25 protein-coding genes and 1 pseudogene are annotated in these 24,616 nt (G+C 69.8%); 6 read left to right on the top strand and 20 right to left on the bottom strand.

Features of this window, described 5'->3' with window-relative positions; all coding sequences use genetic code 11:
- Positions 1-2: 2 nt before the first annotated feature.
- From ACTWQR_RS06815 to ACTWQR_RS06805, 3 genes are read right to left on the bottom strand one after another with little or no spacing between them, the layout of a single operon-like run.
- On the bottom strand, positions 3-926 hold the full coding sequence (locus tag ACTWQR_RS06815; RefSeq protein WP_443225996.1) for an ABC transporter permease: 924 nt from the start codon (positions 924-926) through the stop codon (positions 3-5).
- A gap of 2 nt (positions 927-928) precedes the next feature.
- Positions 929-1,858: an ABC transporter permease gene (locus tag ACTWQR_RS06810; RefSeq protein WP_443225995.1), complete on the bottom strand. Its 930-nt coding sequence runs from the start codon at positions 1,856-1,858 to the stop codon at positions 929-931.
- Positions 1,859-1,861: 3 nt separating this feature from the next.
- Positions 1,862-3,436: an ABC transporter substrate-binding protein gene (locus tag ACTWQR_RS06805; protein ID WP_443225994.1), complete on the bottom strand. Its 1,575-nt coding sequence runs from the start codon at positions 3,434-3,436 to the stop codon at positions 1,862-1,864.
- Between the two features lie 220 nt (positions 3,437-3,656).
- Here ACTWQR_RS06805 and pdxA point away from each other — a divergent pair, with 220 nt between their 5' ends.
- The 3 genes from pdxA (at position 3,657) to ACTWQR_RS06790 (ending at position 7,580) form a co-directional block, all read left to right on the top strand.
- Positions 3,657-5,975, top strand: coding sequence for a 4-hydroxythreonine-4-phosphate dehydrogenase PdxA (gene pdxA, locus ACTWQR_RS06800; protein WP_443225993.1), 2,319 nt, complete (start codon positions 3,657-3,659; stop codon positions 5,973-5,975).
- A 63-nt stretch (positions 5,976-6,038) separates the two neighbouring features.
- Positions 6,039-6,848, top strand: a complete 810-nt coding sequence (locus ACTWQR_RS06795) for a DeoR/GlpR family DNA-binding transcription regulator (RefSeq protein ID WP_443225992.1) — start codon at positions 6,039-6,041, stop codon at positions 6,846-6,848.
- A gap of 51 nt (positions 6,849-6,899) precedes the next feature.
- Positions 6,900-7,580, top strand: a complete 681-nt coding sequence (locus ACTWQR_RS06790) for an SDR family NAD(P)-dependent oxidoreductase (RefSeq protein ID WP_443225991.1) — start codon at positions 6,900-6,902, stop codon at positions 7,578-7,580.
- A 241-nt stretch (positions 7,581-7,821) separates the two neighbouring features.
- Here the strand turns inward: ACTWQR_RS06790 and ACTWQR_RS06785 are convergent, their stop codons facing one another.
- Positions 7,822-8,508 (bottom strand): DUF899 domain-containing protein, encoded by a 687-nt coding sequence (locus ACTWQR_RS06785; protein ID WP_443225990.1) that lies wholly within the window; start codon positions 8,506-8,508, stop codon positions 7,822-7,824.
- Positions 8,509-9,022: 514 nt separating this feature from the next.
- On the opposite strand from ACTWQR_RS06785, the gene ACTWQR_RS06780 reads away from it, so the two are divergent.
- The gene (locus ACTWQR_RS06780) at positions 9,023-9,403 is read left to right on the top strand and encodes an amidase family protein (RefSeq protein WP_443225989.1); all 381 of its coding nucleotides are present in this window, start codon (positions 9,023-9,025) and stop codon (positions 9,401-9,403) included.
- A gap of 200 nt (positions 9,404-9,603) precedes the next feature.
- Here ACTWQR_RS06780 and ACTWQR_RS06775 read toward each other — a convergent pair whose 3' ends face one another.
- Together ACTWQR_RS06775 and ACTWQR_RS06770 are read right to left on the bottom strand one after the other, a co-directional pair.
- Positions 9,604-10,257 carry a maleylpyruvate isomerase N-terminal domain-containing protein gene (locus ACTWQR_RS06775; protein WP_443225988.1) on the bottom strand — a complete coding sequence of 218 codons (654 nt, stop codon included), beginning with the start codon at positions 10,255-10,257 and terminating at the stop codon, positions 9,604-9,606.
- Positions 10,258-10,352: 95 nt separating this feature from the next.
- Positions 10,353-10,559: a mycothiol transferase gene (locus ACTWQR_RS06770; RefSeq protein WP_443225987.1), complete on the bottom strand. Its 207-nt coding sequence runs from the start codon at positions 10,557-10,559 to the stop codon at positions 10,353-10,355.
- 492 nt (positions 10,560-11,051) lie between these two features.
- On the opposite strand from ACTWQR_RS06770, the gene ACTWQR_RS06765 reads away from it, so the two are divergent.
- A complete protein-coding gene (locus tag ACTWQR_RS06765; protein WP_443225986.1) occupies positions 11,052-11,315 on the top strand; it encodes a hypothetical protein in 264 nt (87 codons plus the stop codon).
- Between the two features lie 339 nt (positions 11,316-11,654).
- Here the strand turns inward: ACTWQR_RS06765 and ACTWQR_RS06760 are convergent, their stop codons facing one another.
- The 4 genes from ACTWQR_RS06760 to ACTWQR_RS06745 all read right to left on the bottom strand — a co-directional run bounded on the left by ACTWQR_RS06760 (position 11,655) and on the right by ACTWQR_RS06745 (position 13,910).
- Positions 11,655-12,179 (bottom strand): rhomboid family intramembrane serine protease, encoded by a 525-nt coding sequence (locus ACTWQR_RS06760; RefSeq protein ID WP_443226097.1) that lies wholly within the window; start codon positions 12,177-12,179, stop codon positions 11,655-11,657.
- Positions 12,180-12,400: 221 nt separating this feature from the next.
- Positions 12,401-12,781, bottom strand: coding sequence for a toxin Doc (locus tag ACTWQR_RS06755; RefSeq protein ID WP_443225985.1), 381 nt, complete (start codon positions 12,779-12,781; stop codon positions 12,401-12,403).
- The gene (locus ACTWQR_RS06750) at positions 12,781-13,017 is read right to left on the bottom strand and encodes a hypothetical protein (protein ID WP_443225984.1); all 237 of its coding nucleotides are present in this window, start codon (positions 13,015-13,017) and stop codon (positions 12,781-12,783) included. Before ACTWQR_RS06750 ends, ACTWQR_RS06755 begins: the two co-directional genes overlap by 1 nt.
- Before the next feature lie 359 nt (positions 13,018-13,376).
- A complete protein-coding gene (locus ACTWQR_RS06745) occupies positions 13,377-13,910 on the bottom strand; it encodes a GNAT family N-acetyltransferase (RefSeq protein WP_443225983.1) in 534 nt (177 codons plus the stop codon).
- Positions 13,911-14,736: 826 nt separating this feature from the next.
- Here ACTWQR_RS06745 and ACTWQR_RS06740 point away from each other — a divergent pair.
- Positions 14,737-14,900 (top strand): annotated as a pseudogene (locus ACTWQR_RS06740) (IS5/IS1182 family transposase); the annotation flags it as partial.
- Between the two features lie 59 nt (positions 14,901-14,959).
- On the opposite strand, the gene ACTWQR_RS06735 reads toward ACTWQR_RS06740, so the two are convergent.
- The 10 genes from ACTWQR_RS06735 to ACTWQR_RS06690 form a co-directional block, all read right to left on the bottom strand.
- Positions 14,960-15,913, bottom strand: a complete 954-nt coding sequence (locus tag ACTWQR_RS06735) for a quinone oxidoreductase family protein (protein ID WP_443225982.1) — start codon at positions 15,911-15,913, stop codon at positions 14,960-14,962.
- Positions 15,910-16,740 carry an ABC transporter permease gene (locus ACTWQR_RS06730; protein ID WP_443225981.1) on the bottom strand — a complete coding sequence of 277 codons (831 nt, stop codon included), beginning with the start codon at positions 16,738-16,740 and terminating at the stop codon, positions 15,910-15,912. Before ACTWQR_RS06730 ends, ACTWQR_RS06735 begins: the two co-directional genes overlap by 4 nt.
- Positions 16,737-17,573 carry an ABC transporter ATP-binding protein gene (locus ACTWQR_RS06725; protein WP_443225980.1) on the bottom strand — a complete coding sequence of 279 codons (837 nt, stop codon included), beginning with the start codon at positions 17,571-17,573 and terminating at the stop codon, positions 16,737-16,739. Before ACTWQR_RS06725 ends, ACTWQR_RS06730 begins: the two co-directional genes overlap by 4 nt.
- Positions 17,574-17,580: 7 nt before the next feature.
- Complete coding sequence (locus ACTWQR_RS06720) at positions 17,581-18,564, bottom strand: ABC transporter substrate-binding protein (protein ID WP_443225979.1); 984 nt, start codon at positions 18,562-18,564, stop codon at positions 17,581-17,583.
- Between the two features lie 142 nt (positions 18,565-18,706).
- A complete protein-coding gene (locus ACTWQR_RS06715; RefSeq protein ID WP_443225978.1) occupies positions 18,707-19,909 on the bottom strand; it encodes an amidase in 1,203 nt (400 codons plus the stop codon).
- Positions 19,909-20,433 (bottom strand): flavin reductase, encoded by a 525-nt coding sequence (locus ACTWQR_RS06710; RefSeq protein WP_443225977.1) that lies wholly within the window; start codon positions 20,431-20,433, stop codon positions 19,909-19,911. Before ACTWQR_RS06710 ends, ACTWQR_RS06715 begins: the two co-directional genes overlap by 1 nt.
- Before the next feature lie 376 nt (positions 20,434-20,809).
- Positions 20,810-21,589, bottom strand: coding sequence for an IclR family transcriptional regulator (locus ACTWQR_RS06705; RefSeq protein WP_443225976.1), 780 nt, complete (start codon positions 21,587-21,589; stop codon positions 20,810-20,812).
- A gap of 259 nt (positions 21,590-21,848) precedes the next feature.
- A complete protein-coding gene (locus ACTWQR_RS06700; protein WP_443225975.1) occupies positions 21,849-22,802 on the bottom strand; it encodes a PDR/VanB family oxidoreductase in 954 nt (317 codons plus the stop codon).
- Positions 22,799-23,317, bottom strand: coding sequence for an aromatic-ring-hydroxylating dioxygenase subunit beta (locus ACTWQR_RS06695; RefSeq protein ID WP_443225974.1), 519 nt, complete (start codon positions 23,315-23,317; stop codon positions 22,799-22,801). The genes ACTWQR_RS06700 and ACTWQR_RS06695 overlap by 4 nt, the downstream gene beginning before the upstream one ends.
- Complete coding sequence (locus ACTWQR_RS06690) at positions 23,310-24,608, bottom strand: aromatic ring-hydroxylating oxygenase subunit alpha (protein WP_443225973.1); 1,299 nt, start codon at positions 24,606-24,608, stop codon at positions 23,310-23,312. The genes ACTWQR_RS06695 and ACTWQR_RS06690 overlap by 8 nt, the downstream gene beginning before the upstream one ends.
- Between the last annotated feature and the right edge of the window lie 8 nt (positions 24,609-24,616).

Below are 24,616 nucleotides of genomic sequence, written 5' to 3'. Positions count from 1 at the left end.
GCTCAGGCTCCCTTCGCCGGCTTGGTTGTCTTGGTCGTACGGATGCGGTCGCGCAGGCCGTCGCCCATGAGGTTGACGCCGACCACGAGGAGGGCGATGACCAGGCCGGGGAGCGTGACCAGCCACCAGGAGGTGGTGATGTAGTCCTGGCCGTCGGAGATGATGCGGCCCCAGGTGGCGAACGGCCGCTGTGGTCCGGCGCCCAGGAAGCTGAGGGCGCTCTCCAGGAGCACGGCCTGGGCGAGCAGCAGCAGGACCACCAGGCTCGCGGGACGCAGGACGTTGGGGATGATGTGCCGCCCCAGGACCGACCAGCTGCGCATACCGAGCAGACGGGCGGCCGCCACATAGGGTTTCTCGCGTTCGACGAGGACCAGGGAGCGGGTCAGCCGGGCCACTTCCGGCCACTGGGCGATCGCGATCACGCAGGTGATGACGGTGACCGACGGGCCGAAGAGGGCGACGACGAGCAGCAGCATCATCAGCAGGGGCAGCGCCATCTGGGCTTCGAGGAGCCGGCTGACGACCGTGTCGATCCAGCCCCCGAAGTAGCCGGCCGCCGAGCCCGCGGCGATCCCGATGAGCCCGGAGACGACGACGGCGAGGACACCCACGGTCAGCGACACCTGGCCGCCGTGCAGGACGCGGGAGAGCAGATCGCGTCCGAGCTGGTCGGTGCCGAACAGGTGCCCGCCGGTGAGCGGCGGCACCCGGCGCCCGGCGAGGTTCTGGGCGTCCGGGTCCGGCAGCGGAAGCAGGCTGGCGAGGGCCACCGGCAGGGCGACCAGCGCGGTGCACACGGCTCCCGCCCACAGCTTGAAGCGGGCGCTGCGCCGCTGCCTGATGGCGGTGGCGCGGGCCAGGTGCCGGGCGGTGACGGCACTGGACCGGGCGCTGTCGGCGGACGGTGTGAACGTGGCGGACATGGTCAGGCCGCCTTTCCGAGTCGGACCCGCGGGTCGAGGAGCGGGTAGGCGAGGTCGACGAGGAGCTGGACGAGGATGGCGAGGGTCGCCGTGACCAGGACGGTTGCCTGGATGAGCGGGTAGTCGCGGGTCTCCAGGGCGCGGACGACGAGGGAACCGACGCCGGGCCAGCCGAAGACGACCTCGACCAGCACCACGCCGTTGAGCAGTGCCGCGAAGCGGGTGCCGACCGCGGTGACCAGCGGGACGGACGAGTTGGCGAGGGCGTACCGCCAGGTGAGGGCCCGTTCGGAGACACCGCGCGAGCGGGCCACGGTGATGTACGGCGAGGCGAGGGCCGTGGTCATCTCGCGGCGTACGAGCCGTGAGACGAGGGCGAGTTGGAGGATCGCGATGGTGACGGTCGGCAGGACGAGGCCGCTCCAGGAGGTGAAGCCGGAGGCGGGCAGCACCGGCAGCAGCACGGCGAAGACGGTCAGCAGCATCACGCCGGTCCAGAAGTCCGGCATGGACTGTCCGGTGATGGTCAGGACGTTGGCGCCGAGTTCGCGCGGGGTGTCGGCGTGGCGGGCCATCCACACCCCGAGCGGGACCGCGACGGCCACGGTGACGGCGATCGCCGCGACGGAGAGCGTGATCGTGTACGGCATGCGGTCCAGGACCACGCTGAGGGCGGAGTCGTGGAAGGAGAAGCTGGTGCCGAGATCGCCGTTCAGCAGGTCGCGCAGGAAGATCCCGTACTGGGTGACCAAGGGCTTGTCGAGGCCGAACTGGGCTCGGATGCGCTCCAGGTCGGCGGTGGTGGCGCTCGGCGGCGCGTATGCGGCGGCGGGGTCTCCGGGGGCGAGCCGGACCAGCACGAAGACCGTGGAGATGGTCAGGAAGACGGTCAGCAGGCTCTGGCCGAGACGGCGGGCGAGGTACTTGGTCACGGCTCAGCCCTCCAGCCGTACGGCGGTCAGGTCGTAGGAGTTGATCGGCAGCAGCCGGACGCCGTCGACGCGGGCGCGGCGGGCGAGCACGGTCTTCGGCACGAAGGCCCACATGGCCGGCCAGGTGTCCCAGACGGCGTGCTGGGCGGCGGTCAGCTTGCGGTCACGGGTGGCGGGGTCCGTCTCGGTGGCCGCGTCGGTCAGCTGTCGGGCGATGCGGGGGATGACGTAGCCCATGAAGGCGTCACCGGTGCGCTCGTCCTCGGCCGTGCCCGCGTACATCGCCTGCAGCATGGTGGTGGCCTGGCCGGTGGTGCCGGGGAAGCCGTTGCCGATGACGTCCCAGTCGCCTCCCTTGCCCTGGCGCCACTTGAGGATGTCGCCGCCGGGCTCGAACTGCTGCAGGGCGGCGCGTACACCAACCTCCTTCAGCATCTCCGCGACGGCCTCCATCACGGAGGCGTCCGCGGCGAACTCGCCCGACTCCCAGATGATTTTGATCCGCAGCCCGTCGGCGCCCAGGGACCTGAGCAACTGCCGTGCCCGTGACGGGTCGTGGTCGTATCGGCCGGTGCGTTCGGCGCCCTGGAGACTGAGCGGGACGACTCCCCGGGCCTGCTCGGCCGAGTCGGTGAGCACGTCCCGGACGAGGGACTCGCCGTCGATGGCGTACGTCAGCGCCCGGCGCACCCGGGCGTCGGCCAGCGGATGTTTCTTCGGCTTGCGGAAGTTGTAGAAGAGCTGGCAGATCCGCACCCCGGAGGTCTGCTCCAGGTGCACGCCGGGCAGCCCGGTGAGCTGCTCGGCGGAGTCGGGGGTGATGGTGTCGATGACGTCCAGTTCGCCGCTGCGCAGGGCGACGACCCGGCTCGACTCCTCCGGTACGAAGCGGACCCGGACCTGTTCGACGGGCGGCCGCCCGCCCCAGTAGTCCGGAACGCGGGCCAGGGTGTACTCGCCCGCGCCGCTGTTGGCGCCGGTCACCCGGTAGGGGCCGGTGCCGACGCCGGAGCGGAGTTCCTCGGGCCGGTTGTCCTTCGCCGGGGTGATGAGGATGTTGGCCATCAGCCGGTCCAGGATGGGCACCGGCTTGCGGGTGTGGAGCAGGAAGGTGCGTTCGCCCGTCGCCTCGACCTCGGGGAGTTCGGGGAACAGGCCGAGGATGAACGAGCCGGCGACCTCTCCGTACAGCCGCACCGCGGTGGCCACGTCGTCGACGGTCACGGGCCGGCCGTCGGAGTAGCGGATCCCGTCGCGCAGGCGGACGCTCCAGGTGGTCGGCGCGGTCATCTCGAACCGGTCGGCGAGGACCCGGGTGAGTCGCATGTCCGGACCGATGGCCGTGAGGGCCTGACGCACGGCCCGCTGCACGGTCACCGCGGCGTCGAACTGGTTGAGCTTGTTGTCCAGGCTGACCAGCGAGCGGTTCAGCCCGAGGGTGAGGGTGCCGGGGCCGGGGGCGCCGGTGGGTCCGGCACAGGCGGCCAGCGGGGAGAGAGCGAGACCGGCGCCGCCCGCGGCGCCCCAGCGCAGCAGGGTGCGACGGCTGGGCGTCTCACTCGGAGGAGTTCGGGTCATCGTCGACCTCTCGGGGTTTCTTTGTGCGGCGACCGGCTCGGGACGGCCTCCGGTCCCGCAGGACGCCGTCGGTTGCCGTCGACTTCTGTCGCGCCGGAAACCGTTCCACGGTTGCGCGGATCACGCAAGAGGTCTCGCGCACATCGCGCAGGATGTGCCATCATCGAGCGCCGAGGCCGCCCCGCGTGTCTCTCTTCGACCACCGGCCCAGGAGGATGATGTGCCCTTCCCCTCCCCCGCCCCCCGCCGAGACGAGCGGGTCGCGCGACGTGTCCTCGCGCTCGCCGACGACCTGTCCGGGGCGGCGGAGACCGCGGTGGCGCTCGGCGTGCCGGGCCGGATCGTGCTCGGCCCGGCGTCCTTGGACCCGCACGCGAACGGCGAGGCCGTCGTGGTCGACCTCGACTGCCGGTCCCTGCCCGCGGCCGACGCAGCCCGGCGCGTACGCGAGGCACTGCGAGCCCTGCCCTCGGACGTTCTGGTGCTGAAGAAGGCCGACTCGCTGCTGCGGGGCAACCTCGCCGCCGAGACGGCCGCCTGCGCCGAAGGCGCCGAGGGCGTCGTCGTCGCCACCGCCCTGCCCGCCCTTGGTCGCACGGTCCGCGGCGGTGTCGTCCATCTCGACGGCGTCCCCCTGCACACCACGGACGCCTGGCGGGCGGAGAGCACCGCGCCCCCGCCGTCGGTCTCCGCCGCGCTCGGGAACGCCCGTACGACGCTCGTCCCGCTGGAGGCGGTACGGGGCGGCGCGCTGCCCTCCGTGCTGCGCGCGGCGGTCAGCGCCGGGCACCTTCCGGTGTGCGACACCGAGACGGACTCGGACCTGGACCTGATCGCCGAGGCGGCGCTCGCATGCGGGCCCGGCGTCCGCCTGACGGGCACGGGCGGCCTCGCCGCGGCGGTCGGCCGCCTGCTGAGGCGTACGGACGGGGCGTCGGCCGCGACCGCTGCGGGGCAAGCGGCTCCGGCTGCGGCCGGGGGGCGCCGGCAACGGCCCCTCCTGGTCGTCGTCGGCACCGCCGATCCCTCCGCGCCTGCGCAGATCGCGCAACTCACGGAGCGCGGCGCCCGCCATGTATCCGTGAATCCCGACGTCGTGGACTCCGGCGCCATGAACTCCGGCGTCCTGCCGCCCCCGGGCGGGCCGCACTCGTTTGACACGATGTCAGGCGGCGTCACCGTCCTCAGCATCGACAGCGGCCCGGGCATCCGGCCCGGTTCGGCACGCCGTCTGGTGTCCGCACTCGCTCGCCTCGCCGCCGACCGCGCGGGCGATGCCGACCTCGTCCTGACGGGTGGCGAGACCGCCCGCCGCGTCCTCGACGCGCTCGGCGTACCGCACCTGGCGCCACTCGGCCAGATCCACCACGGCGCCGTCCACGCACTCACACCCGACGGACGCCATGTCGTCACCCGGCCCGGCAGCTTCGGCGACACCGATTCCCTGCTGCGGATCGCCACGGCGCTCCGGCCGGTCCTCCCCCACCTCCCACCGCAAGGAGACCTCCCGGTGAACGCGATCCCGACCGCCGACCACCACCGTTCGCTGCCGCTCATCGCGGTGACCATGGGAGACGGCGCGGGCATCGGTCCCGAGGTGATCGTCCCGGCACTGCTGCACCCGGACACCCTCGCCCGCTGCCGTCCCGTCGTCATCGGTGATGCCGGCCGGCTGCGGCAGGCCGCCGCGATCCTGGGTGTCGCCTGCGACATCGTCGCCGTGACCGCCCCGGGCGAGGCCGAGTTCCCACCGGGCCGCGTCAACGTGGTGGACCTGGACCTGCTCCCCGCCGACCTGCCCTGGGGCGAACTCTCCGCCGTCGCCGGCGAGGCCGCCTACCAGTACGTACGGGTGGCCGCGGACCTCGCGTTGAAGGGCGCCGTGCACGGCATCTGCACCGCGCCGCTCAACAAGGAGGCCCTGCACTCCGCCGGGCATCTCTATCCGGGCCACACCGAGTTGCTGGCCCACCTCACCGGCGTGGACGAGGTGTCGATGATGCTGTCGACACCCCGGGTGAAGGTCATTCACGTCACGACCCACATCGGCCTGATCGACGCCGTACAGCGCATCGAGCCGGGCCTGGTCGAGCGCACGGTGCGCCGCGGTCACAACGCGATGGTGCGAGCCGGTGTCGCGAAGCCGGTGATCGGCGTCTGCGGCATCAACCCGCATGCGGGCGAGAACGGACTGTTCGGCTACGGCGAGGAGGAGGAGAAGATCGTCCCCGCTCTCGACGTGCTGCGCACGGACGGCATCGACGCCCGCGGCCCCCTCCCGGCCGACACGGCCTTCTTCCTCGCCGGGCGCGGCGACTACGACCTGATCGTCGCGATGTACCACGACCAGGGGCACGGCCCGGTGAAGGTGCTGGGCATCGAGGCGGGCGTCAACCTGACCGTGGGACTGCCCGTCATCCGCACCTCGGTGGACCACGGAACGGCCTTCGACATCGCGGGCAAGGGCGTGGCCGAGGCCGGTAGCATGGTCGAGGCCGTGCGCCAGGCAGCCGAGATGTCGTCCGTAGCGGTCCGCTGAGACCGCCGCCCGCAGTCCGCAGTCCGCAGTCCGCAGTCCGCGCAGAGAAGGACTCCACGACAGATGTCTCCCCTCGGATCCAAGGCCCGGCGCGAACGGATCCTGTACGTGGCCACCACGACCGGCCTCACCAGCGTCGAGGAGCTGTCGAGACGCTTCGGTGTCACCCCCTCCACGATCCGCCGCGACCTCGCCAAGCTGACCGCCGACGGCCGGCTGGCTCGCACCTACGGCGGCGCCATGGCGCTGACCGCCCATCCCGAGGCGTCGCTCCGGCAGCGTACGGGCGAGGCCTTCGAGGAGAAGCGGGCCATCGCGCGCCGCGCCGCCATCGAGGTGCGCGCCGGTGAGACGGTGCTGCTGGACGCCGGATCGACCGTGGGCGCCCTCGCCCACGAACTGCGCTCCGCGAAGGAACTGACGGTCGCGACCACGGGGCTGACGGCCCTTCAGGAACTCTCCGACGTCGAGACGGTGCACGTCGAGTGTCTCGGCGGCACTCTGCGGCCGCTGAGCCAGGGCTTCGTCGGTCCGCTGACCGAGGCCGCACTGGAACGGATGACCTTCGACCGGGTCTTCCTCGGCACCGACGGCATCTCGCCCGAGCACGGCATCTGCGAGGCCGACCTGCGCCAGACGCGGCTGAAGGAACTGATGGCCCGCCGCGCCGACCATGTGTACGTCCTCGCGCACGCGGCGAAGCTCGGCCGCCGCCCCTTCCACGCCTGGGCGAAGCTGCCGGCCGACTGGACCCTCGTCACCGACGACGGCGCGGACCCGTCGATCGTGGCCGAGTTGCGCGGGCGCGGCGTCGAGGTCGTACTGACCGAGGTGCCGTCCACCGAGCCGGAGCACCGGACGTCGCCCTCATGACCTCGACGGACAGCGTCGAGCACGCCGGCAGGCGGGCCGGGCGGGTGTGCCATGCCTGAGACACGGCACGCCCTGGTCACCGGCGTCAGCTCGGGAATCGGCGAGGCGATCAGTGGTCGCCTGCTGCGGGAGGGATGGCAGGTCACCGGGATCAGCCGCCGCCGTCCGGTACCCGCGCCGGGGCTGACCTGGCTCCCGGCGGATCTGGCCGATCCCACCGCGCTGGTCCGGGTCCTCGACGGCGTACCCGCCCCCGACGCCGTCGTGCACGCCGCCGGGCTCCAGCGCTCGGCACCGCTGGGCGAACTGTCCGCCGACGACGGCGAGTTGATGTGGCGGGTGCACGTCCATGCCGCCACGATCCTCGTCGACAAGCTCGCCGACCGGCTGCCCGACGGGGCCCGCGTGGTCCTCGTCGGCAGCCGCACCGCCACCGGCGTACCCGGCAAGAGCCAGTACGCCGCGACCAAGGCCGCCCTGCCCGCGCTCGCGCGCTCCTGGGCCGCGGAACTGGCCGCCCGTGGCATCACCGTCAACGTGATCGCCCCCGGCCCGACCGACACTCCGATGCTGTCCGACCCCGGCCGCGCCCGCACACCCCCGGCACACCCGCCCCTCGGTCGGTTCGTCTCTCCCGACGAGGTCGCCGGCCTGACCGCGTTCCTCCTCGGCCCGGACGGCGGAGCGATCACCGGGCAGCAACTCGTCCAGTGCGCCGGGGCCTCACTTTGACATCTGCGACATCTGCGCGCCGGGATGTTGCTGCTGAGCGACCGGAACGTCGCCGCCGACCTGCTGAACCTCCTTGTTGCCACCGGCGCCAGACCGAAGCGCCCGGTCTCGGAACCCTCTCCGCGACTGCGGTCGAGGAGGGTCTGGGGCAAAACGGCCGGGCGATTACGCCTACGGCAGGGCCTTGCTCGATGTGGAAACCCCGTCGAGCGGCTGCAGGGTGCGCCCCGAACTCAGCACCTCACGCATCCGGGCCGTAGAGCGCGGCGATGTCCTCGGAGCCGGCCCACCGACTGTAGGTGGGTGACTGAGGCCAGCCGTCGGGCGAGTCCTGCCACTCCTCCTGCCGCCCGTGCGGCAACACGTCGATCAGCGCGAAGGTGTGACTGAGCTGCTCGGTGCCCCGACCGTTGGTGTGCCAGGTGCGATAGACGGTGTCGCCGTCACGCAGAAAGACGTTGACCGCGAATCCACCGCCGGGCGGTGCGCCCACGTCGGTACCGAACGGGCTGTTCGCGCTGGAGTACCAGGTCATCTTGTTGCCGACCCGCCGTTTGTACGTGAGGGCCTCGTCGATCGGGCCCTGGGTGACGATGACGAACCTGGCGTCGTAGGCCTCCAGGAACTCCAACCGGGTGAACTGCGACGTGAACCCCGTGCAACCCGGGCACTGCCACTTCTCGCCGGGGAACCACATGTGGTTGTAGACGATCAGCTGAGACTTGTCGCCGAAGATGTCGGCCAGCCGGACCGATCCCTCCTCGCCTTCGAGGGTGTAGTCGGGCATCTCGACCATCGGCATCCGGCGGCGCTGGGCGGCGATCGCATCAAGTTCCCGGGTCGCGGCCTTCTCCCGAACGCGCAGGTCGTCGAGTTGGCTCTGCCAGGTCTTGGCGTCGACGACGGGCGGTAGTGCCTTGGCGGTCATGAGTTCCTCCGAAGTTCACAGCCTGCGGTTTGTAGGTGTAGACCGTGCCCATTCGCCAAACTCATCGCTTCCGGCCAACTATCGCGGGCGGGTTCCAGCGCCCCGAACCAACGGCGGGCGTCCTCCGCATTGCGGCCCTACGCATTGCGGGCCCTACGCATTGCGGGCACGAGAGCGACCCAGGGGCGATCTCCCATCGCAAGTTGGATCACGGCTGCGGAGCGGTTCTCCCCGCTCGGCCTCACACACGAGGCGCCGCAGCCCAGGCAGCGCCGCCCGGCCTCCTCGGACACCCCACCAAGTCACGGCGGTGACGAAGTGCCGCACGAACGGTTCGCGCTCCACGGCGTGCATGCCTTGCTTCTCGAGGATCCACTGCCATCGACACTCCGCAACGACGTCCAGTGCACCAGCGCCCGGCCGAACGGATAGTGATGTCGTTGCCCACCGCGCACTGCGCTGCGGCCGGTTGGAGCCGCCGTGGTGGAACCGCCATCAGGACGGACTGGAGGCGGTGCGCGACCTGGACTTCACCGAGCGCGAGTACCGCGAGGCTCTGGCCACCAACCACCGGCTGTCGCGCGCCGAAGGCATCGACGCGGTACTGCGCCGGTTCCGCCTGGAAGCGCTCGTGATGCCGACCAATGGCCCGCCGGCCAAGATCGACCCAATCCGTGGGGACAGTCACAACGGCGGCGCCTCGACACCCGCCGCACTCGCCGGGTACCCCGCGATCAGCGTCCCGCTAGGCTTCGCTTTCGGCTTGCCGGTCGGCCTGACGTTCATGGGTACGGCGTGGAGCGAGCCCACCCTGCTCCGCCTGGCCTACGCCTACGAGCAGGCCAGCCGGGCTCGCCGACCGCCGACATACCGAACCGCCGACGTCGGCTTCTGAACCGATCGCTTCCCAGAATCCGGGACAGGGCTGTCGCGTTGTGCGGCCATGGCTGGCGGAGTGGGCTGGTCAGGCTGCTGTCGGGCTGAGGGCGATGTTGTGGCCGAGTGGCGTGGCCTCCCGCCGCGTGTTCGTTCGTCGTCGACATCTTTCCCGCGCCGAAGGCTCCGTTCAACCAGACGGTCACGGCCGTGGCTCGTTCAGCCGAGCACGAGCGGGATCTTGGCGGCCAGCTCACCCAGTGCGGCTTTCTCAGCGTCCGTCGGAGCGCGACGTCCGGTCCCTACCAGCAGCGCGTCCTTGTCGGAGAACGACGCCGGAATCGGTGCCCCGGCGATCTGTTCCAGCGACGCGCGGGCAGCCGAGAGGGTCTCGGCGGGCGGTTCGGCGGGCGAGGGCAGGTGCGCGATCAGGTCGAGGTGGTGCAACGTCCATTCCATGACATAGGCGGACAGGTAGTCGCCGACGGTCAGCACTTCGTCGCGGGTGCTGACGCGGACGCCCGGGTCGGCGAGTTCGGCGGCACGCCCGGCGGCGGAGCCGACGTCGTCGAAATGGAACTTGAGCCACCTCGGCTCGCCGTACGCGGCGGCCAGTCGGGGGATCAGTGCGTCGAGCGGGTCCTCGCCGGTCGGAGGCTCGACGAGTTCCCAGTAGGTGACGGAGTCCACGGTCGGTTCGGTCTCGGCGGGCGTGACCAGCGTGATCAGGACGTCCTGGGCGTCGATGATCAGGTGGCACACCAGGTCCCGTACGAGCCAGCCGGTACAGCCGGACGGCCGTTCCCAGTCCTGGTCGGAGAGTTCGTCGACCGCCGTGCGCAACGCCGCCCAAGAGCGCGAGAAGAGATCCACTTCGGCAAGGTAGTGCCTCCCGGAAACGGCGGACAAGCCTGTTTCGACGGCCGGCTCGTGTACGCGGACGGTCGGCTCGCGTACCTGGTGCCGCATCAGTGGCGTTCGCCCTGTTGTCGGCCGGCGCTGTCTGCCCCGCCATGTCGCCGTACACCTTCGGCCAGCGGACCGCCGTCGCTGATCCAGTTGCCCCAGTCCCGTTCCACCTCGACGAGGTGCCCAAGCAGGCCGAGCAGCGACATCGTCAACGGCGGAACGGACCAACGAGCCAGTTGCTCCGCATCCAGGCCCTCGCACTTCATCCGCAGGGTCCTGCGGTAGTTCGTCAGGAAGTCCCGCGGCGTCGCGAGCTCGTCGGAGCCCGCGCTTGAAGTGTTCTTGTTCGAGGTCGTGGACGGACCGGAAGGTGCCGCGGCGGATGGCCTGACGCTCGGTCAGGGACAACCAGACCTCAACCAGGTTCATCCAGGACGCACGGGTCGGTGCGGAGTACGGAACGCCTCGCGGGTCGTCGCCCAGCCGCCTTCTGGATAGGCGCGGGTGCTGATGGCCGGCGTGTGTACGCCCCGGTGACCTGGCCGGTGGCGATGTCCAGGGCAGGGCTGATGCCTTGTCACACGGTGACCGCTTTCCCTGACTTGTGCCGGCCACGGAAGAGCCTCCGTGATGGGTTGAGCCTCAGGGCCCCCGGATGGCCGCTCCGATGAGCGCCGTGGGATGTATCGGATTAGCCTCCGAATTGAGCGCTAAGTGGATCTTTTGATGATGCGCTCTACTCACCCCAAGGAGGAGACATGCGCAAGCTCCACAAGGCCGCTGTTGCGGCCGCCATCCTCGGTAGCATCAGCTTCATAGGCACCGGCACCGCCACGGCCCAGGGCGCGGACGGCATGCATGGCGGCTGGTGCAAGTCCCACGACCTGAACATCGACATCCTCGGTCAGGTCGGCATCGCCAACGGCCTGGCCGGCAACCTGCTGAACGGTGAGGGTGACCCGGGAGCGCAGTACAACCACGTCGGTTCCGAAATGGGCTGCAAACACGGCCACGGTCACTGAGCAACAGGGAATCGCATCACATAGCTCGCCGGAATGGGGCTCGGCACCCGGGCCACAAGCCCGGCGCCGGGCCCCAACTCCGCCGGTGGCCTTTCCAGCGGTGGTCACCTGATTGCGTGACTGCTCAGGCAGGCACAAAACACGAAGGCAGGAACACCGAATCCCGCGACCGGTATGAGCCGGCCGCGGGATTTCCCATTCCATGTCTTGACTTAACACCAGCTTGCCGCCGTAGCACCAAGATTGGTGTGTACCCCGCCGCCGCTGGATCACCTGTTTGCATTCCGGACCGTCAGACCACCGTACCCCGGGCCGCCTGTGCGCCGGCCGGGGAGCTCGTCAGGTGGCGCGAGGACGTCGGAATGCGAAGGCCGCGGCCACCCCGCCGAGAAGTCCGAAGAGGTGTCCCTGCCAACTGACCCCGTCCGTCGTCGGCAGTACGCCCCAGAGCAGGGAGCCGTAAACCGCGCCGACGAGAAGGCCTATGATCACGTCGCCGACGCGGCGGTCCACGAAGCCGCGTATCAGCAGATAGCCGAAAAGGCCGAAGACGACGCCCGACGCGCCCGCGGTCGTGGAGTGTTCCGGTGCCGTGAGCCAGACGCCCAGGCCACTGGCGAGGATGATCACGGTGGCCACAGCGAGGAAGCGGCGCATGCCGGACAGCGCGGCGATAAAACCGAGGACGAGCAGCGGCACGCTGTTCGCCGCGAGATGGTCGAAGCCGAAGTGCACGAAGGCGGCGGGCACGACGTCACGCAGCTCGCCGACCTCGCGCGGGGTGATGCCGAAGGTGTCCAGGGCGTGGCCGCTCGCCGCGTCGATGGCCTCGAGCATCCACAGCAGGGCGACCCAGCCCGCCATCAGGACGGCCGCGCTCTTTGCCCGCTCTCGGCGCGACGCCGGTGCGGGACGGGTCACGCCCCCCGGTCCGTACTGAGATCCAGGCCCATAGTGCGGTCCATACGCCATGTGAACCCCCTAGCTGCCCTCGTGTACTGCTCAACGCACGGGACGTCCGGCCTGGTTCCCGCCCTGCGAGCAGGAGCTCGATCGACCTCTGGCCGCTTTGCCCGGTCGCCCCGTCACACCTTCCAGGAGCGGAGCTGCTCCGCCACGGCAAGGACACCGAGTCGAGTGTCGCGGACTTTGCGTACGAGATCGGACAGGGCGCCGTAGGGCGGATCGATGCCCTCGCCGGACTGGTCCATGTACTGGGCGGCGACGAACGCGGCGTACAGGCTGTTGCGGTACGGGAGCGGCTCAAGGCGCACGATGGTGTGCATCAGCGCCGCCGCACGCCATGCCGTGTCCGGGTCGGCGGCTTCGAGGGTCGGCAGTTTGGTCCTGTGCCGCGCGATGGCAGCCACGAGCGCCGAGTAGTCCGCGACCGACATGTCCTCCCGGTCGAGTGCGGCCTCCTGGACGTCCAGGAGCCAGGAGACGTCGATGTAGAGATTGGGCATCAGGCGGCCGCGGCCCCGTCGCGCTCGGCGGCCGGCAACTCGTCCGGGAAGGCGTCGTCGAACTCGCCGCGCAGCCTGTCGGCCCACACACTCGCTCCGGCCACGAACCGCTGCCGGTGCATCTCACGGACGCCCAGGTCGTGCAGATACTGCTTGAGGCTCTTGCCCTCGGCCGCGGCTGCCGCACGCACGCCTTCGAGCTCCTCGTCGGTGAAGGACACGTTCAGGGATGGCATACCCGTCATGGTACCTAGTTGGTGCCTGCGGTGGGGGGTTTCAGTTCCCCGAAACGCCACACGGCACCGTGTCGGCAACGACGACAGGCGTTCATTTCTTCAGGGGCCCCAGCTCCGGAAGCCCGTAGTGACGGATGCTGTCGTTGCGCGGCCTGTCCGCGGCGCCGGCCAGCAGGTCGACGCCGCCCATCGGCCTGATCGTCGCCATGGAAAACCGCGCGCGGCCTCCTCCCCGGCGGCAGGCCGCTGCCTTCACCATCGATCTTCATCAACCTTCATCAGCGATCAGAGAAGGTGACCACCGGGCCGAGACCCGCGGCAGGCCTTCGACGCGCCACCGCCCACCACCGACGTGGTTGTCAGCCCTGGAACTCCGTGAGGTCGATCCCGTAGATCCGCAGGTCATGCCCATGAACCGGATCCTGCGCCGCGATCTCCTCATGCATGCCGAGCTTGCCCAGCACGTTCACGGATGCGTTGTCGCCCGCCCTGCACACGGCGACGACCCGGTCGAGACCGCGGTCCTGCAAAGCGAATTCCAGCGCGGCGTGAGCTGCCTCCGACGCATACCCCTGACCCCAGAACGCCCGCCCGAGCCGCCAGTCGATCGCCACCTCACCCGCGACCTCGGGCGGGGAGTCCGGAACGTACAGACCCACCGCGCCGGCCAACTCCCCGGATCCGAGGAGCTCGACGGCGAAGAGCCCGAAACCCTCCTCGTCCCACTCCTCCTCCCACGCCTCGATATCCTCGGCGGTCTGCTCCAGGGAGCGCGGCTCACCGTCCCCGATCCATCGCATCACCTCCGCGTCGGCATGGATCTCGGACAGGGCCACAAGGTCGTCATCCTGCCAGCGGCGCAGCAGAAGACGGGGGGTGCGGATCTCGCTCATGCCCCCATCCTGCCGATATGGAGGCGCGAGCGCGAATATCCGCAAGGCCGCCGACCTTCACTGCCCCGCCAAGGAATCCCCAGCTCGCGCGGGGTCGCCCCGAGAGCGAACCACCACGTGTCCGGGCCCGGACGGACGGTCACCGCAGAGGGCCCGCAGGGCGACGCCCTGAAGAGGCTTCCGCGACACCGGCACGCGCGGCCCGCAGCGCGGTCGCCGTAGCGCTGCCCGGAGGAAAGCGAGCGGGATGACGTCGCGGCCGTAGAGGCGCTCACGGCCGGCGGCCATCGGCATAGGAGTCTGGAACGACGAGCCCTGCCGGGGGCACCAGATCACATTCCGGGTTTTCGCAGGTCAGGGCCGACATTGGCCCCGCCTGCGGGACTACCTCTAGTGCAGCAAGTCAGCCGCCGAGGAAGATCACCCCTCATCCACAACAGGCCCGGACGTGACATTGCCGCAGGTGAGGGGCGTGCCGCAGCGGTTTAGGGACCCGCATGGCGACGTGCACAGGTCCGAACGGTACGGAGATGCCGGCAGCAAGCACTTCCGTCAGCTCTGCCATACGAGCTGTTCAGGGAGCACACGCCTCCATGACGGCTTCGTGCGTGGCGGCCTCTCGTAGTGACCGCACCTATGCCCCGCCGCTCCCTCGGTCCGCCAGCCAGGCCAGCACCCTCACCATCGCCTGGAGCTGCCGCTTTTGCGGCGCTGCGGCATCCGCACCGTCTGCGACAGCGACTTCGCAGCGGACGGCAAGAGCCTCGCTCTTCGGAGTCCGGTGTGGCGCGTCGTTCATCACCCGCGGCCTTGCGGGCCCGCCGGCTGGGTAGTGGAGCGGAGTATCGGATGGATCACGATGCATCGCCGTCTCACCCGCTACGAGACCTGCCCGCCAGCTCCGTGGCCATGATCCACATCGCGTCGATCGACAACCTCGCCAAGCGCATAACAGGCGAGACCACGCCAACCTGGCGAGGAACCCACTAGGGCATACAGGGCAATACGTCTAGATCAAATGCCCTCTCAGACACCCTCCGGCGAAGAGATCACTCCATCGTCAGCGCGACCTTGCCGATCACCGATCCTGTTCGAAGCCGTTCGACGGCCGTCTCCAGGTGATCGAGGGCGTATCGCTCGATGGGCAGGTTCAGCTCCCCCGACGCGATCTCGGCCAGGAGGCGGTCGCCGACCGGAGTGAGGTCCACGGCGCGCGACATCATGCTGACCGGCAGCAGCGGGACGTCGGCGAGCAGGAAGTCGGCCAGGTCCACCGTGAGCTCCCGCCCCGCCGAGTAGCCGATCAGGGCGGCCCTTCCGCCCGGCCTGACGAGTTTCAGCGCGGCGGGCAGCACTGATCCGCCGACAGTGTCGACAAGCGCGTCGGCGGGCCCGCCCACCGCATCCGCCGACAGGTCGCCGGCCAGGACCGCCTTCGCCCCGGCGGGGACATGCGCGAGCTTGGCCTGCCGCCCGACGACGCCGATCACCTCGGCGCCCGCCCGCAGGGCCAGCTGGACCACCAGGCAACCGACGGCTCCGGCCGCGCCCGTCACCAGGACGCGCTCCCCCTCACAGATCGCGGCCACATCGTGCACGGCCGCCCACGCCGACCCCGCCGCCGAGAAGAAGCAGCAGGCCAACGCGGGATCCGTGCCCGGCGGCACCGGGACGACGGCCCGGTCCGCAGCGACGGCGTGCTCGGCCCAGCCGCCGTCACGGCTGAGCCCCAGTCCCGCCCCGCGCACCCGGACGAGCGTCCCCTCCGGGTGGACGTCCGATGCCACGACCGTGCCGCAGGCCTCCGTACCCGGGACGAACGGGAGCGAGGGCAGGATGCCGAAGTGGCCGTCCAGGACGTTCAGGTCCAGGTGGCCCACCTGGGCGGCGAGCACACGGAGCAGTGTCTCGCGCGCCGCCCGGGTCGGCAGGGGCCGTCTCAGCGTCCGCGGCGGCGACCCGAAGCGGTCCAGGACCAGAGCGCGGGAGGTCCCCGTGGTCACAGCTTGACCCCGTACCGCCGCAGCCCCCGCGAGGCCACGATGCGCAGCACCCGGTCGAACACGAACCCGAGGACGCCGAGCGTGATGATGCCGACGAACACCCAGTCGATGCGGCCGTAGTTGCGTGAGGTCCAGATCAGCGCCCCGAGGCCGACCTGAGCCGCCACGATCTCGGCCGAGACGATGGTCAGGAAGCTGTTGCCCATGGCCAGGCGGGCGCCGGTGACGATGTGCGGCACCGTGGCCGGCAGCACGACCAGGCGCATCACCTGCCACCGGCTCGCGCCCAGGCTGCCCGCGGCGCGGAGCTTCGACTCGCCGACCGAGAGAACGCCGGCGATGGTGTTCAGCGTGACGATGAAGACGGACGTGTAGAAGATCAGCACGACCTTCGACGCCTCCCCGATGCCCAGCCACACGACCGCCAGCGTCACGAAAGCGACCGGCGGGATGAAGCGGAAGAACTCGATGTAGGGGTCCAGGAGTTGCCGGACCACCGGCAGGAGCCCCATGAGCAGACCCACCGGTACACCGACGACCACCCCGAGCCCCCATCCGATCAGGATGCGGCGCCCCGACGCGATGACGGAGTTCGGCAGGGTGCCGTCCGCGGTGAGGTCCTTGGCGGCGATCAATGTCGCCTTCGGCGAGGCGACCAGTGCCGCGCCGTAGCGCATCGCGAGGAGCTGCCAGACCACCACGCCGATGGCGACGGAGACCAGGTACAGGCCCACCGTCCGGGGCAGGCCGGACGCCGTGCGCGATCGCCGTTCCCTCCGGCGCTCGGTCGCCTGGGCGGCATCGGCCGGGGTTGTCTTGCTCGTCATCCCTTCTCCTCCCCGCTCTCCGGGTCCTGGTCGAATCCCTGCTGGCGCATGGCGGTACGGACCTCCTGTCTGATGTCGCGTCGCAGTTTCTGGTGCAGCGCGATCGCCTCCGGAGAGGTCTCGTCGCGCGGCCGGGGCAGGTCCACGCGGTAGACGCTCTTGATCGAGGCCGCCGGTCCCGCGGTCATGACCGCGATCCGGTCGGCGAGGATGACGGCCTCGTCGATGTCGTGGGTGACGAACACCACGGTGCAGCCGGACTCCCGCCAGATGCGGTCCATCTCGGCCTGCATGACGTGTCGGGTCTGCGCGTCGAGCGCGCCGAACGGCTCGTCCATCAGCACGATCGGCGGCTTGTTCGCCAGGACCCGCGCGATCTGCACGCGCTGCCGCATGCCGCCGGAGAGCTGGGCGGGGAGCCGGTCGGCGAACTTGCGCAGGCCGACCAGGCCGATGTATTCGTCAGCCAGCGATGCCTGTTCCTTGCGCGACAGGCCGCGCACGCGGGGGCCGAACGCGACGTTCTGCCGCACCGTCAGCCAATCGAAGAGCGCGTCGCTGTTCTGAAAGACCATGCCCCGGTCGGGCGACGGCCCGTCGACCGGCGCCCCGTCGACGGTGATGGTGCCGGACGTTGCAGGGATGAAGCCGGCCAGCGCCGACAGCAGCGTCGACTTGCCGCAGCCGCTCGGTCCGAGCAGGCACAGGAACTCGCCCGCGGCGATGTCGAGGGATATGCCGTCGACGGCCTGGTAGGAGCCGAAGCGGATGCCCACACCGTCGATGCTCGTGGGAGCGCCGCGTGCGGCCTGCCGTTCCATCTCGATGGTCATGGGTTCCTCACTTGCCGACATGCTCGGTGAACCAGTTCTGGAGAACGGCGGTCTCCACGTCCGCCACCGACTTCGCCGTGTCGGTGTCCACGTAGAACTGTGCGGTGGACTCGTAGCCCTTGAGGTCCGCCGCCGTGAAGCCGCGGGCCCCGAACTGGATTTCCTTGATCGCGGTCAGGGTCTGTGCGGCAGGGATCTTCGTGGCCTTCTGCGTGGCCTGCGCCGCCGCCTGCGGGTCCTGCTCGGTCATCGTCGCGGCCTCCTCGATGGCTTTGGCGACCTTGGCGGCGGTGTCCTGGTTGCCCTTCAGCCACTTGGCACCCGTGACGAGCCAGTGAACGGGCAGCACGCCGAAGTCACCGGTGGTCTCGGCGATCTTCCCGCCGAGCTCGACGGCCTTAGTGGGCCACGGCTCCCACAGGACGAATGCGTCGACGTCGCCCTTCTGCAGCAGGGCCGGGATCTCCGGCGGAGCCGCGGTCACGAACTTCACCGACTTCGGGTCGATGTTCTTGGACTCCAGAAACCGAATCGCGGCGAGCTGCGAGACGCCGGGCACGATGGCCATCTTCTTGATCTGCTTCGCATCGCTCACGCCCTTTCTCTCCACGACCTTCAGGTACTTGTCGTCCACCTGGTAGAGCAGCAGGGCGCGCATATCCGGGTTCTGCGGGAGCCGGCCGATCGTCGTCACGTCCGAGAGGCCGGCGAACTGGACCTGGCCACCGGCGAACGCGTCGGCGGCCTCACCGCCGCTGCCGAACTGCACGAGCTTGACGTTGACGCCCGCTTTCTCGAACAGGCCTTTCTCGTCGGCCAGGAAGAGGGGGGCGTACGAGGCGTCGATGCCGACCCCGATCCGTACCTCGGGACTGGCCGCGTTCGCCCCGGTACCGACGGAGTCGGTCGAGGCGGAACTACAGGCGGACATGGTCATGGTGAGTGCGATGGCGGCCACGACGGCACGCCAGGCGATGAGCGGTGTTCTCATGAGGACCTCGATAGGACTGGGGCTGGGGCCCGGGGCTGATGGCTGCGGCGCGGTGCGGTGCGGGAGTTCGTCGAACCGTAGGGTCGCGGTCCGGCGGGCCGCAGGGCCGGGTCCGGTGACCGGACCGTCACAAAATCTGCCGTCATGTACCGCGGCGGAGTCCGGCGAGTGCCTCGACGCAGCGGGCGACGTGGAGTAGTCGGCCCACGCGGTCGGGGTGGCCGAGGAGTTGCAGGCCGAGCGGCATGCCGGACGCGTCGCGATGGCCGGGGACGGTCACGGCGGGCAGCCCGAGCAGCTGCCAAGGGCGGCTGAGAACGGGCGAACCGGTGGCCTGGAGACCGCGGGGCGCGGGGCCAGGGGCGGCCGCCCCGAGGATGGCGTCGACATCCGTGAGCATGTCCAGAACCCGGGTGCGGGCCGTGATGGCGGTCTTCAGGGCCGTCCGGTAGGCGGCGTGGGGCGTCCGCCGCCCCTGTTCCAGCAGCTCTCGCAGGGGCTCGCTCAACGCGGAGGGCTGCTCGGACTCGGCGGCCAGCGAGCGGGCGGCTTCGTAGGCCATGACAACGGCGTGTGCCTCGGCCAGTTCGGGCGTGCGGATGTCCAAGTCGCCGATCTCCGCTCCGGTTTCGAGCAGCACACGGCGAGTGTGGTCCAGGGCGTCGCGCATGGAGGGGGCGATGTCGGCGAGTTCGGTGCCGCGCCAGAGCAGCACCCGTGGCCGATCGGTGGCGTCGATCGTCGTGCCGTCGACGGCCGCGATCGCCGCCGCGAGGTCAGCGACCGTGGGGGTCATCAGCCCCGGCGCGTCCAGACTCGGGCTGAGCCCGGTGATCCCCCGGGTGGACCAGGTTCCGACGGGGGCGACATATCCGGCGACGCCGCAGTACGACGCGGGCCGGGTCAGCGAGCCGGCCGTCTGCGAGCCGAGCGCCAGCGGCACCATGCCCGCCGCGACCGCGGCCGCCGAGCCGCTGGAGGATCCTCCCGGAGTCCGGGTCACGTCGTGGGGATTGCGGGTCGGACCAGGTTGGAAGTATGCGAACTCGGTGGTGACCGTCTTGCCGAGCGGTACGGCTCCGGCCCGGCGCAGGGCCTCCACCAGCCAGGCGTCGTCGGTGGCGATCCGCCCGCGCCGCAGCGGCGACCCGCACTCGGTGGGCAGCCCGGCGACGTCAATGATGTCCTTGACGCCGAACGGCAGGCCCCGCAGCGGCCCGTCCGGGGCCCGTTCGGCCGCCGCGCGCGCCCCCGGTGCGTCCACCAGTGTCCAGGCCAGTATCGTCGCCTCGGTCGCCTCGACGCGCCGCAGCGCGACCTCGATCGCTTCCGTGATCGCGTCCATCAGCGGGCCGCGGGCGAGCCGGAGCCCAGGCGGTGGAAGCTGCGATTGAAGTAGACCAGGCTCTGGCCGCCCCTGCGGGTGCGCACCCGTTCGATCTCCACGAACAGCACGCTGTGCGACCCCAGTCGCTTGCAGTCCTTCACCACCCCGATCACGGTCACCAGCGCGTCCCTCAGGACCGGCACTTTCTGGTCGAGATCCCAGATGTCCCAGGTGAACCGTTCGGCCATGGGGACCTTCGTCGCCCCGGCGAAGTGCATCGCCAGCTCCTGCTGGCCGCCACCCAGAACGTTGACGCAGACGCGGCTGTTGGCCTTGAACACATCGTGCATGGCGCTCTCGCGGTTGAGGCAGACCAGCACGGTCGGTGGGTCGTCGGTCACCGAGCAGACCGCGCTGACGGTGATGCCGCAGCGACCGCTGGGACCGTCGGTCGTCATGATGTTGACGGCTGCGGCCAAGTGCGCCATTCCCTCCCGGAATTCGTCCTGGGAGGGGGGCTGATCGGTTTCTACGACGGTCACGGATTGCTCCTTTGCGGTGTGGTCACACAGTTCGGCCACCGAACGCGGAGATTTCGACCGCGAGGCAGGCGTTGATTCGGCCGGAACTCCGTGTGTCCGGGCGCGATAAGGCGGTCAAGGGCCGGACTCCCTGCTGCTCGCGCGCTGATGCGCACGCCGAGGATGCGCACCGACAGCAGGTCGGCGGCGAAGGAGAACGTCCGGTAGCCGGCGTACAGTTCGGCGGTGCTCTCACGCTACGAGTGCCACGATCGGCCGACAATCGGAGCTTTGCCCGGCCGCCTAGGAAAATTCCTTAGCCTTGCTGCGGTTGGCGTGGTGCTGCTCGCAGGGACGATGAAGAAGCTGGTCAGCCGCCGCACGGCCATCCCCGCGCTCAACCGACGAGCTTGGTCCAATAGGGCGAGTCGTCATGCAGGGCTGCAACGGGCCCATGAAGGCTGCGGCTGATGTCGGCCGCGGCAGCCCACAGGGCATGGACGATCCGCTGATCGTCGCAGCGCTCGACCGGCATCGTCGCCGAGACCGCGGAGATGACGCGGTCGCTCGCGCCGTACATGATCGGGACCGCGAAAGTCTTGAAGCCCTGGACGCACTGCTGCTGTTCGTCGGCCCAGCGGCGCTTGCGAATCATTTCCAAGTGCGCGATGAATTGCGAGACGTCCCCGATACCGTGCGGCGCCAGCGGCGCCAGGGCGGCCTCGTCGAGCGCCGCGAGAATATCGTTCCGGTCCTCGCGGTGCGCCAGGAAGATCCTTCCCGAGGCGGTGAGCCAGCTCGGCACTGTCGTGCCTACGGCCGTCAGGACCCGCGCCTCCCGACGGCCGCCGAGCCGTTCGAGGTAGACGCAGTCGACTCCATGCGGCACCGCAAGGTGGATCACCGACTTGGTAGCGGTGCGCAGGTCGATCAGCGCCGGTCGCGCGACGCTGCGAAGGCCGGCCGGCCCCGGCACGAGTTGTCCCAGCTCGAAGATGCGCCAGCCGAGCTGGTAACCGCCGGCTGTCCGTGTCAGGTACCCGAGCTGCACCAACTCCGTCGCCAGCCGGTGCACCGTGGCCTTGCGGACGCCCGAACGGCGGCTGAGCTCGGTCAGGCCCAGTGATGGGGCATCGGATGCGAAGGCTCCCAGCAGGAGATGGGCCTTGCCCAGCACCGATGGAGTGTGGGGTTCATCGCTCGGCGTTTCGAAGCCCACGGAGCCCAGAGACTCCGGCCCGGCACCTCCGGGAATTTGTCGCGTACTCGCGGACATCTGAGCCCCTTGCGTCGACCCTACGGATAAAACAGATTGTGAGTGCCCCCACGCCCTGTGTCCAGGGAGCCAAAGACAGGAAAACTCCTGGCCAGACCCGGTTTCGGTGACCGAACTTTAACGTGCCCGTTACTCGCCCGACTGGTCCGTCGGCAAAGCCTCAATAGAGCTCGATGACGAGCCTTTCGGACAGGGCCCGGGAGACGCACAGGGCCATCTGTGTGCCCGATGCTTTGTCAGCAGCGGAGAGGCAGTTGTCGCGGTGGTCCGGGACACCTTCCAGAACCCCGGACACGCACGAGCCGCAGACGCCTTCCTCGCAGGACTTGGAGACCTCGATGCCGTTCTCGGTCAGCACCCGCAGGATCGACGTGTCGGCGGGGATCTCGAAGACCTCGCCGGTGTCGAGCTCGACCATGAACGGCTGGTCTGCTCTCGTGTCGCTCTCCGTGGCGACGAAGTGCTCGACGTGAACGTGGTCGGCGCCGACCACCGGCGCGAAGACCGAGACCACCTGGTCCATGAAGCCGTGTGGGCCGCAGACGTAGACGTGGCCGGCCGACGTCAGACCGGGGGCAGCCTCGGCGAGGACCGCAGGCTGGTCCCCTCGCTCCACGCCGAAGTGCAGACACACCCGGTCACCGAACTCGACGCGATTCTCCAGCAGGTCGACGAAGGCGGCTTCCCCCCGTGAGCGCGCGAAGTAGTGCAACTCGAACTCCGCGCCTCTGGCGTGCAGTTCATAGGCCATGCTCAGCAGCGGGGTGACTCCGATCCCGCCCGCGACCAGAACGTGCCGGTCGGCACCCTCGGCCGACGTGATCAGGCTGCGCGGTTCGCTGATCGTGAGGCGGTCGCCCGTGGCGACCTTGTGCAGGGCGACCGAGCCGCCCCGCGACCGTGGCTCCCGCTTGACCGCGATGAGCAAGGACGACGGTTCGCCCGGAGGACCGCACAGGGAGTACTGCCGCAGCACGCCGGTGGGACCGGTCACGTCGATGTGCGCGCCCGCCAGGTAAGGCGTGAACGGCTCACCGTCCTCGCGAACCAGTCGCAGGGTCCGGATCTCCGGGGTTTCCCGCGCCACCTCGGCGATCCGGACGACGACGCTCACAGCAGGAATCCCGCTGCCGGCACGGTGTCCTCGCAGTCGACGAGACGGACCGCTTTCAGCGCGATCCGGTCGCCGTACTCCGAGAGCCGGATCCGGTGAGTGACCTCGGCCGCCCACAGGTCATGCCGGCCCCGCTTGTACGCGACGACGACCTGCGCCGACCGGAGCGTGACCTCATGGTCGAAGACCTCGGTCGGCACGAACCGCGAGACCGTCCGGATGGTGCGCGCGGCATCCACCGCGGCGATGGCGTGGCCCTCGGTCATCCGGGTGACGCGCATCCGCCGCATCCGCGCGTCGTCGTAGACCATGTTGAGGGTGTTCGCGAAGTCATCGGTCTCCGGATCGATCGGGATGACGTAGTGGCCGTCCTCGGTGTAGAGGGCCTGCCACGCGTCGTACTCCTTGCGGTCGAGCAGATCGGCCTCGTTCCAGACCAGCTCGATCGCGCGCGCCACACGCGGGTCGGCCAGCAACGGCAGGCGGGTGCTCTTCCCTGGCAACGTGTCAGTCATCGCTCATCATCCGCTTCCACATGCTGTATGCCGAGCGCATGCCGGTCTCGTCGGTGACGTGGGACGTCGGCCAGCCTTCCGGGCTCTTCGTCTCGCGGGACAGGCCCCGGTTGACCATGATCGGCATCTCCGGAGCAGCTTGCGCGCCCCGCTGGACCCGGTCCCAGCCCTCGGCGTCGTCGGGGGTGCCGAAGCCGAATGGTCCCTGGAAGTGCTCGTGGGCCCGCAACCGCTCGCGGTTGACCGGTCCGACGATCTCCGGTGGGCCGTCGGCTCCGAGCGCGACGTGCTCGATCCAGGTCTCGTCGACCGATATCGGGCGCAGCACCCGGAAGAACGCGATCGACATCGACACGTTCGGGAAAAGATTGAGATTGAAGCCGGTGCCGTGAACGGCGCGCACCAGCCTGCGGATCGCGGCGTCGTCGAGTCCGGTGGCCCGCAGCTCGGCTACCAGGCCGTCGAAGCGGGGCTGCAGAGGCTCGGTGCCGTCGTCGGCGTCGAGATCGGAGTGCTCGGGCACCATCTGCATGACGCTGTGACCGTTGCCGAGGTCGTGGGTGATCGCCGCGGGGTCGGTCATGAAGGACATCATGTCGGCGGTCTCGGAGTCGACCGAGGCCATCCACGAGCGGTGCACGATCGGGAAGTGGTAGCCGTCAGTGGTGTTTTCGAGCTGGATCTTCCAGTTGCCGCGGAACGTGAATCTGTGGGTGCCCAGCACCTTGACCGGGTAGCCGCCGCCCTGCTTCATGAACCGGTCGATCCAGAACCTGACGTCGCCGAGGAACTCCCCGAGCGGCTCTGCCTCGTCGTTGAACGTGGCGAAGATCATCCCCCCGTAGGACTCGGTGCGGAGCTTCTTCAGCCCCATGCCCTCCTTCTCCATGACGCCCTCGTAGCCGTCGGGGTAGGGGATGCCGCGCAGCCTGCCGTCCAGGCCGTACGACCAGGCGTGGTAGGGACAGGTGAAGCCGTTGGCATTGCCCTGCTTCCGTTCGCAGATACTGGCGCCACGATGGCGGCACCGGTTGAGCAGCGTGTTTATGTTCCCCTTGCGGTCCCTGGTCACGATGACGGGCTGCCGGCCGACGTAGGTCGACTTGAAACTGCCCGCCTTCGGCAGCTCGCTGTCATGAGCCACCCAGACCCAGGTGCCCTCGAAGATCTTCGTCATCTCCTGCTCGAAGATCTCTGGATCGGTGTACATCCGCCCTGCGACGCGGTCGCTGAGGACCAGGTCGGCCGGCGCGAGGTCGTGGACGTTCTCTGCGGTGAACTCGGCAGTCACCGGGTTAC

This window comes from Streptomyces sp. 2A115, assembly GCF_052245575.1.
GTDB lineage: Bacteria > Actinomycetota > Actinomycetes > Streptomycetales > Streptomycetaceae > Streptomyces.
Note: the sequence above shows the minus strand (reverse complement) of the source record. Positions and strands in the feature narration are given on the sequence as shown.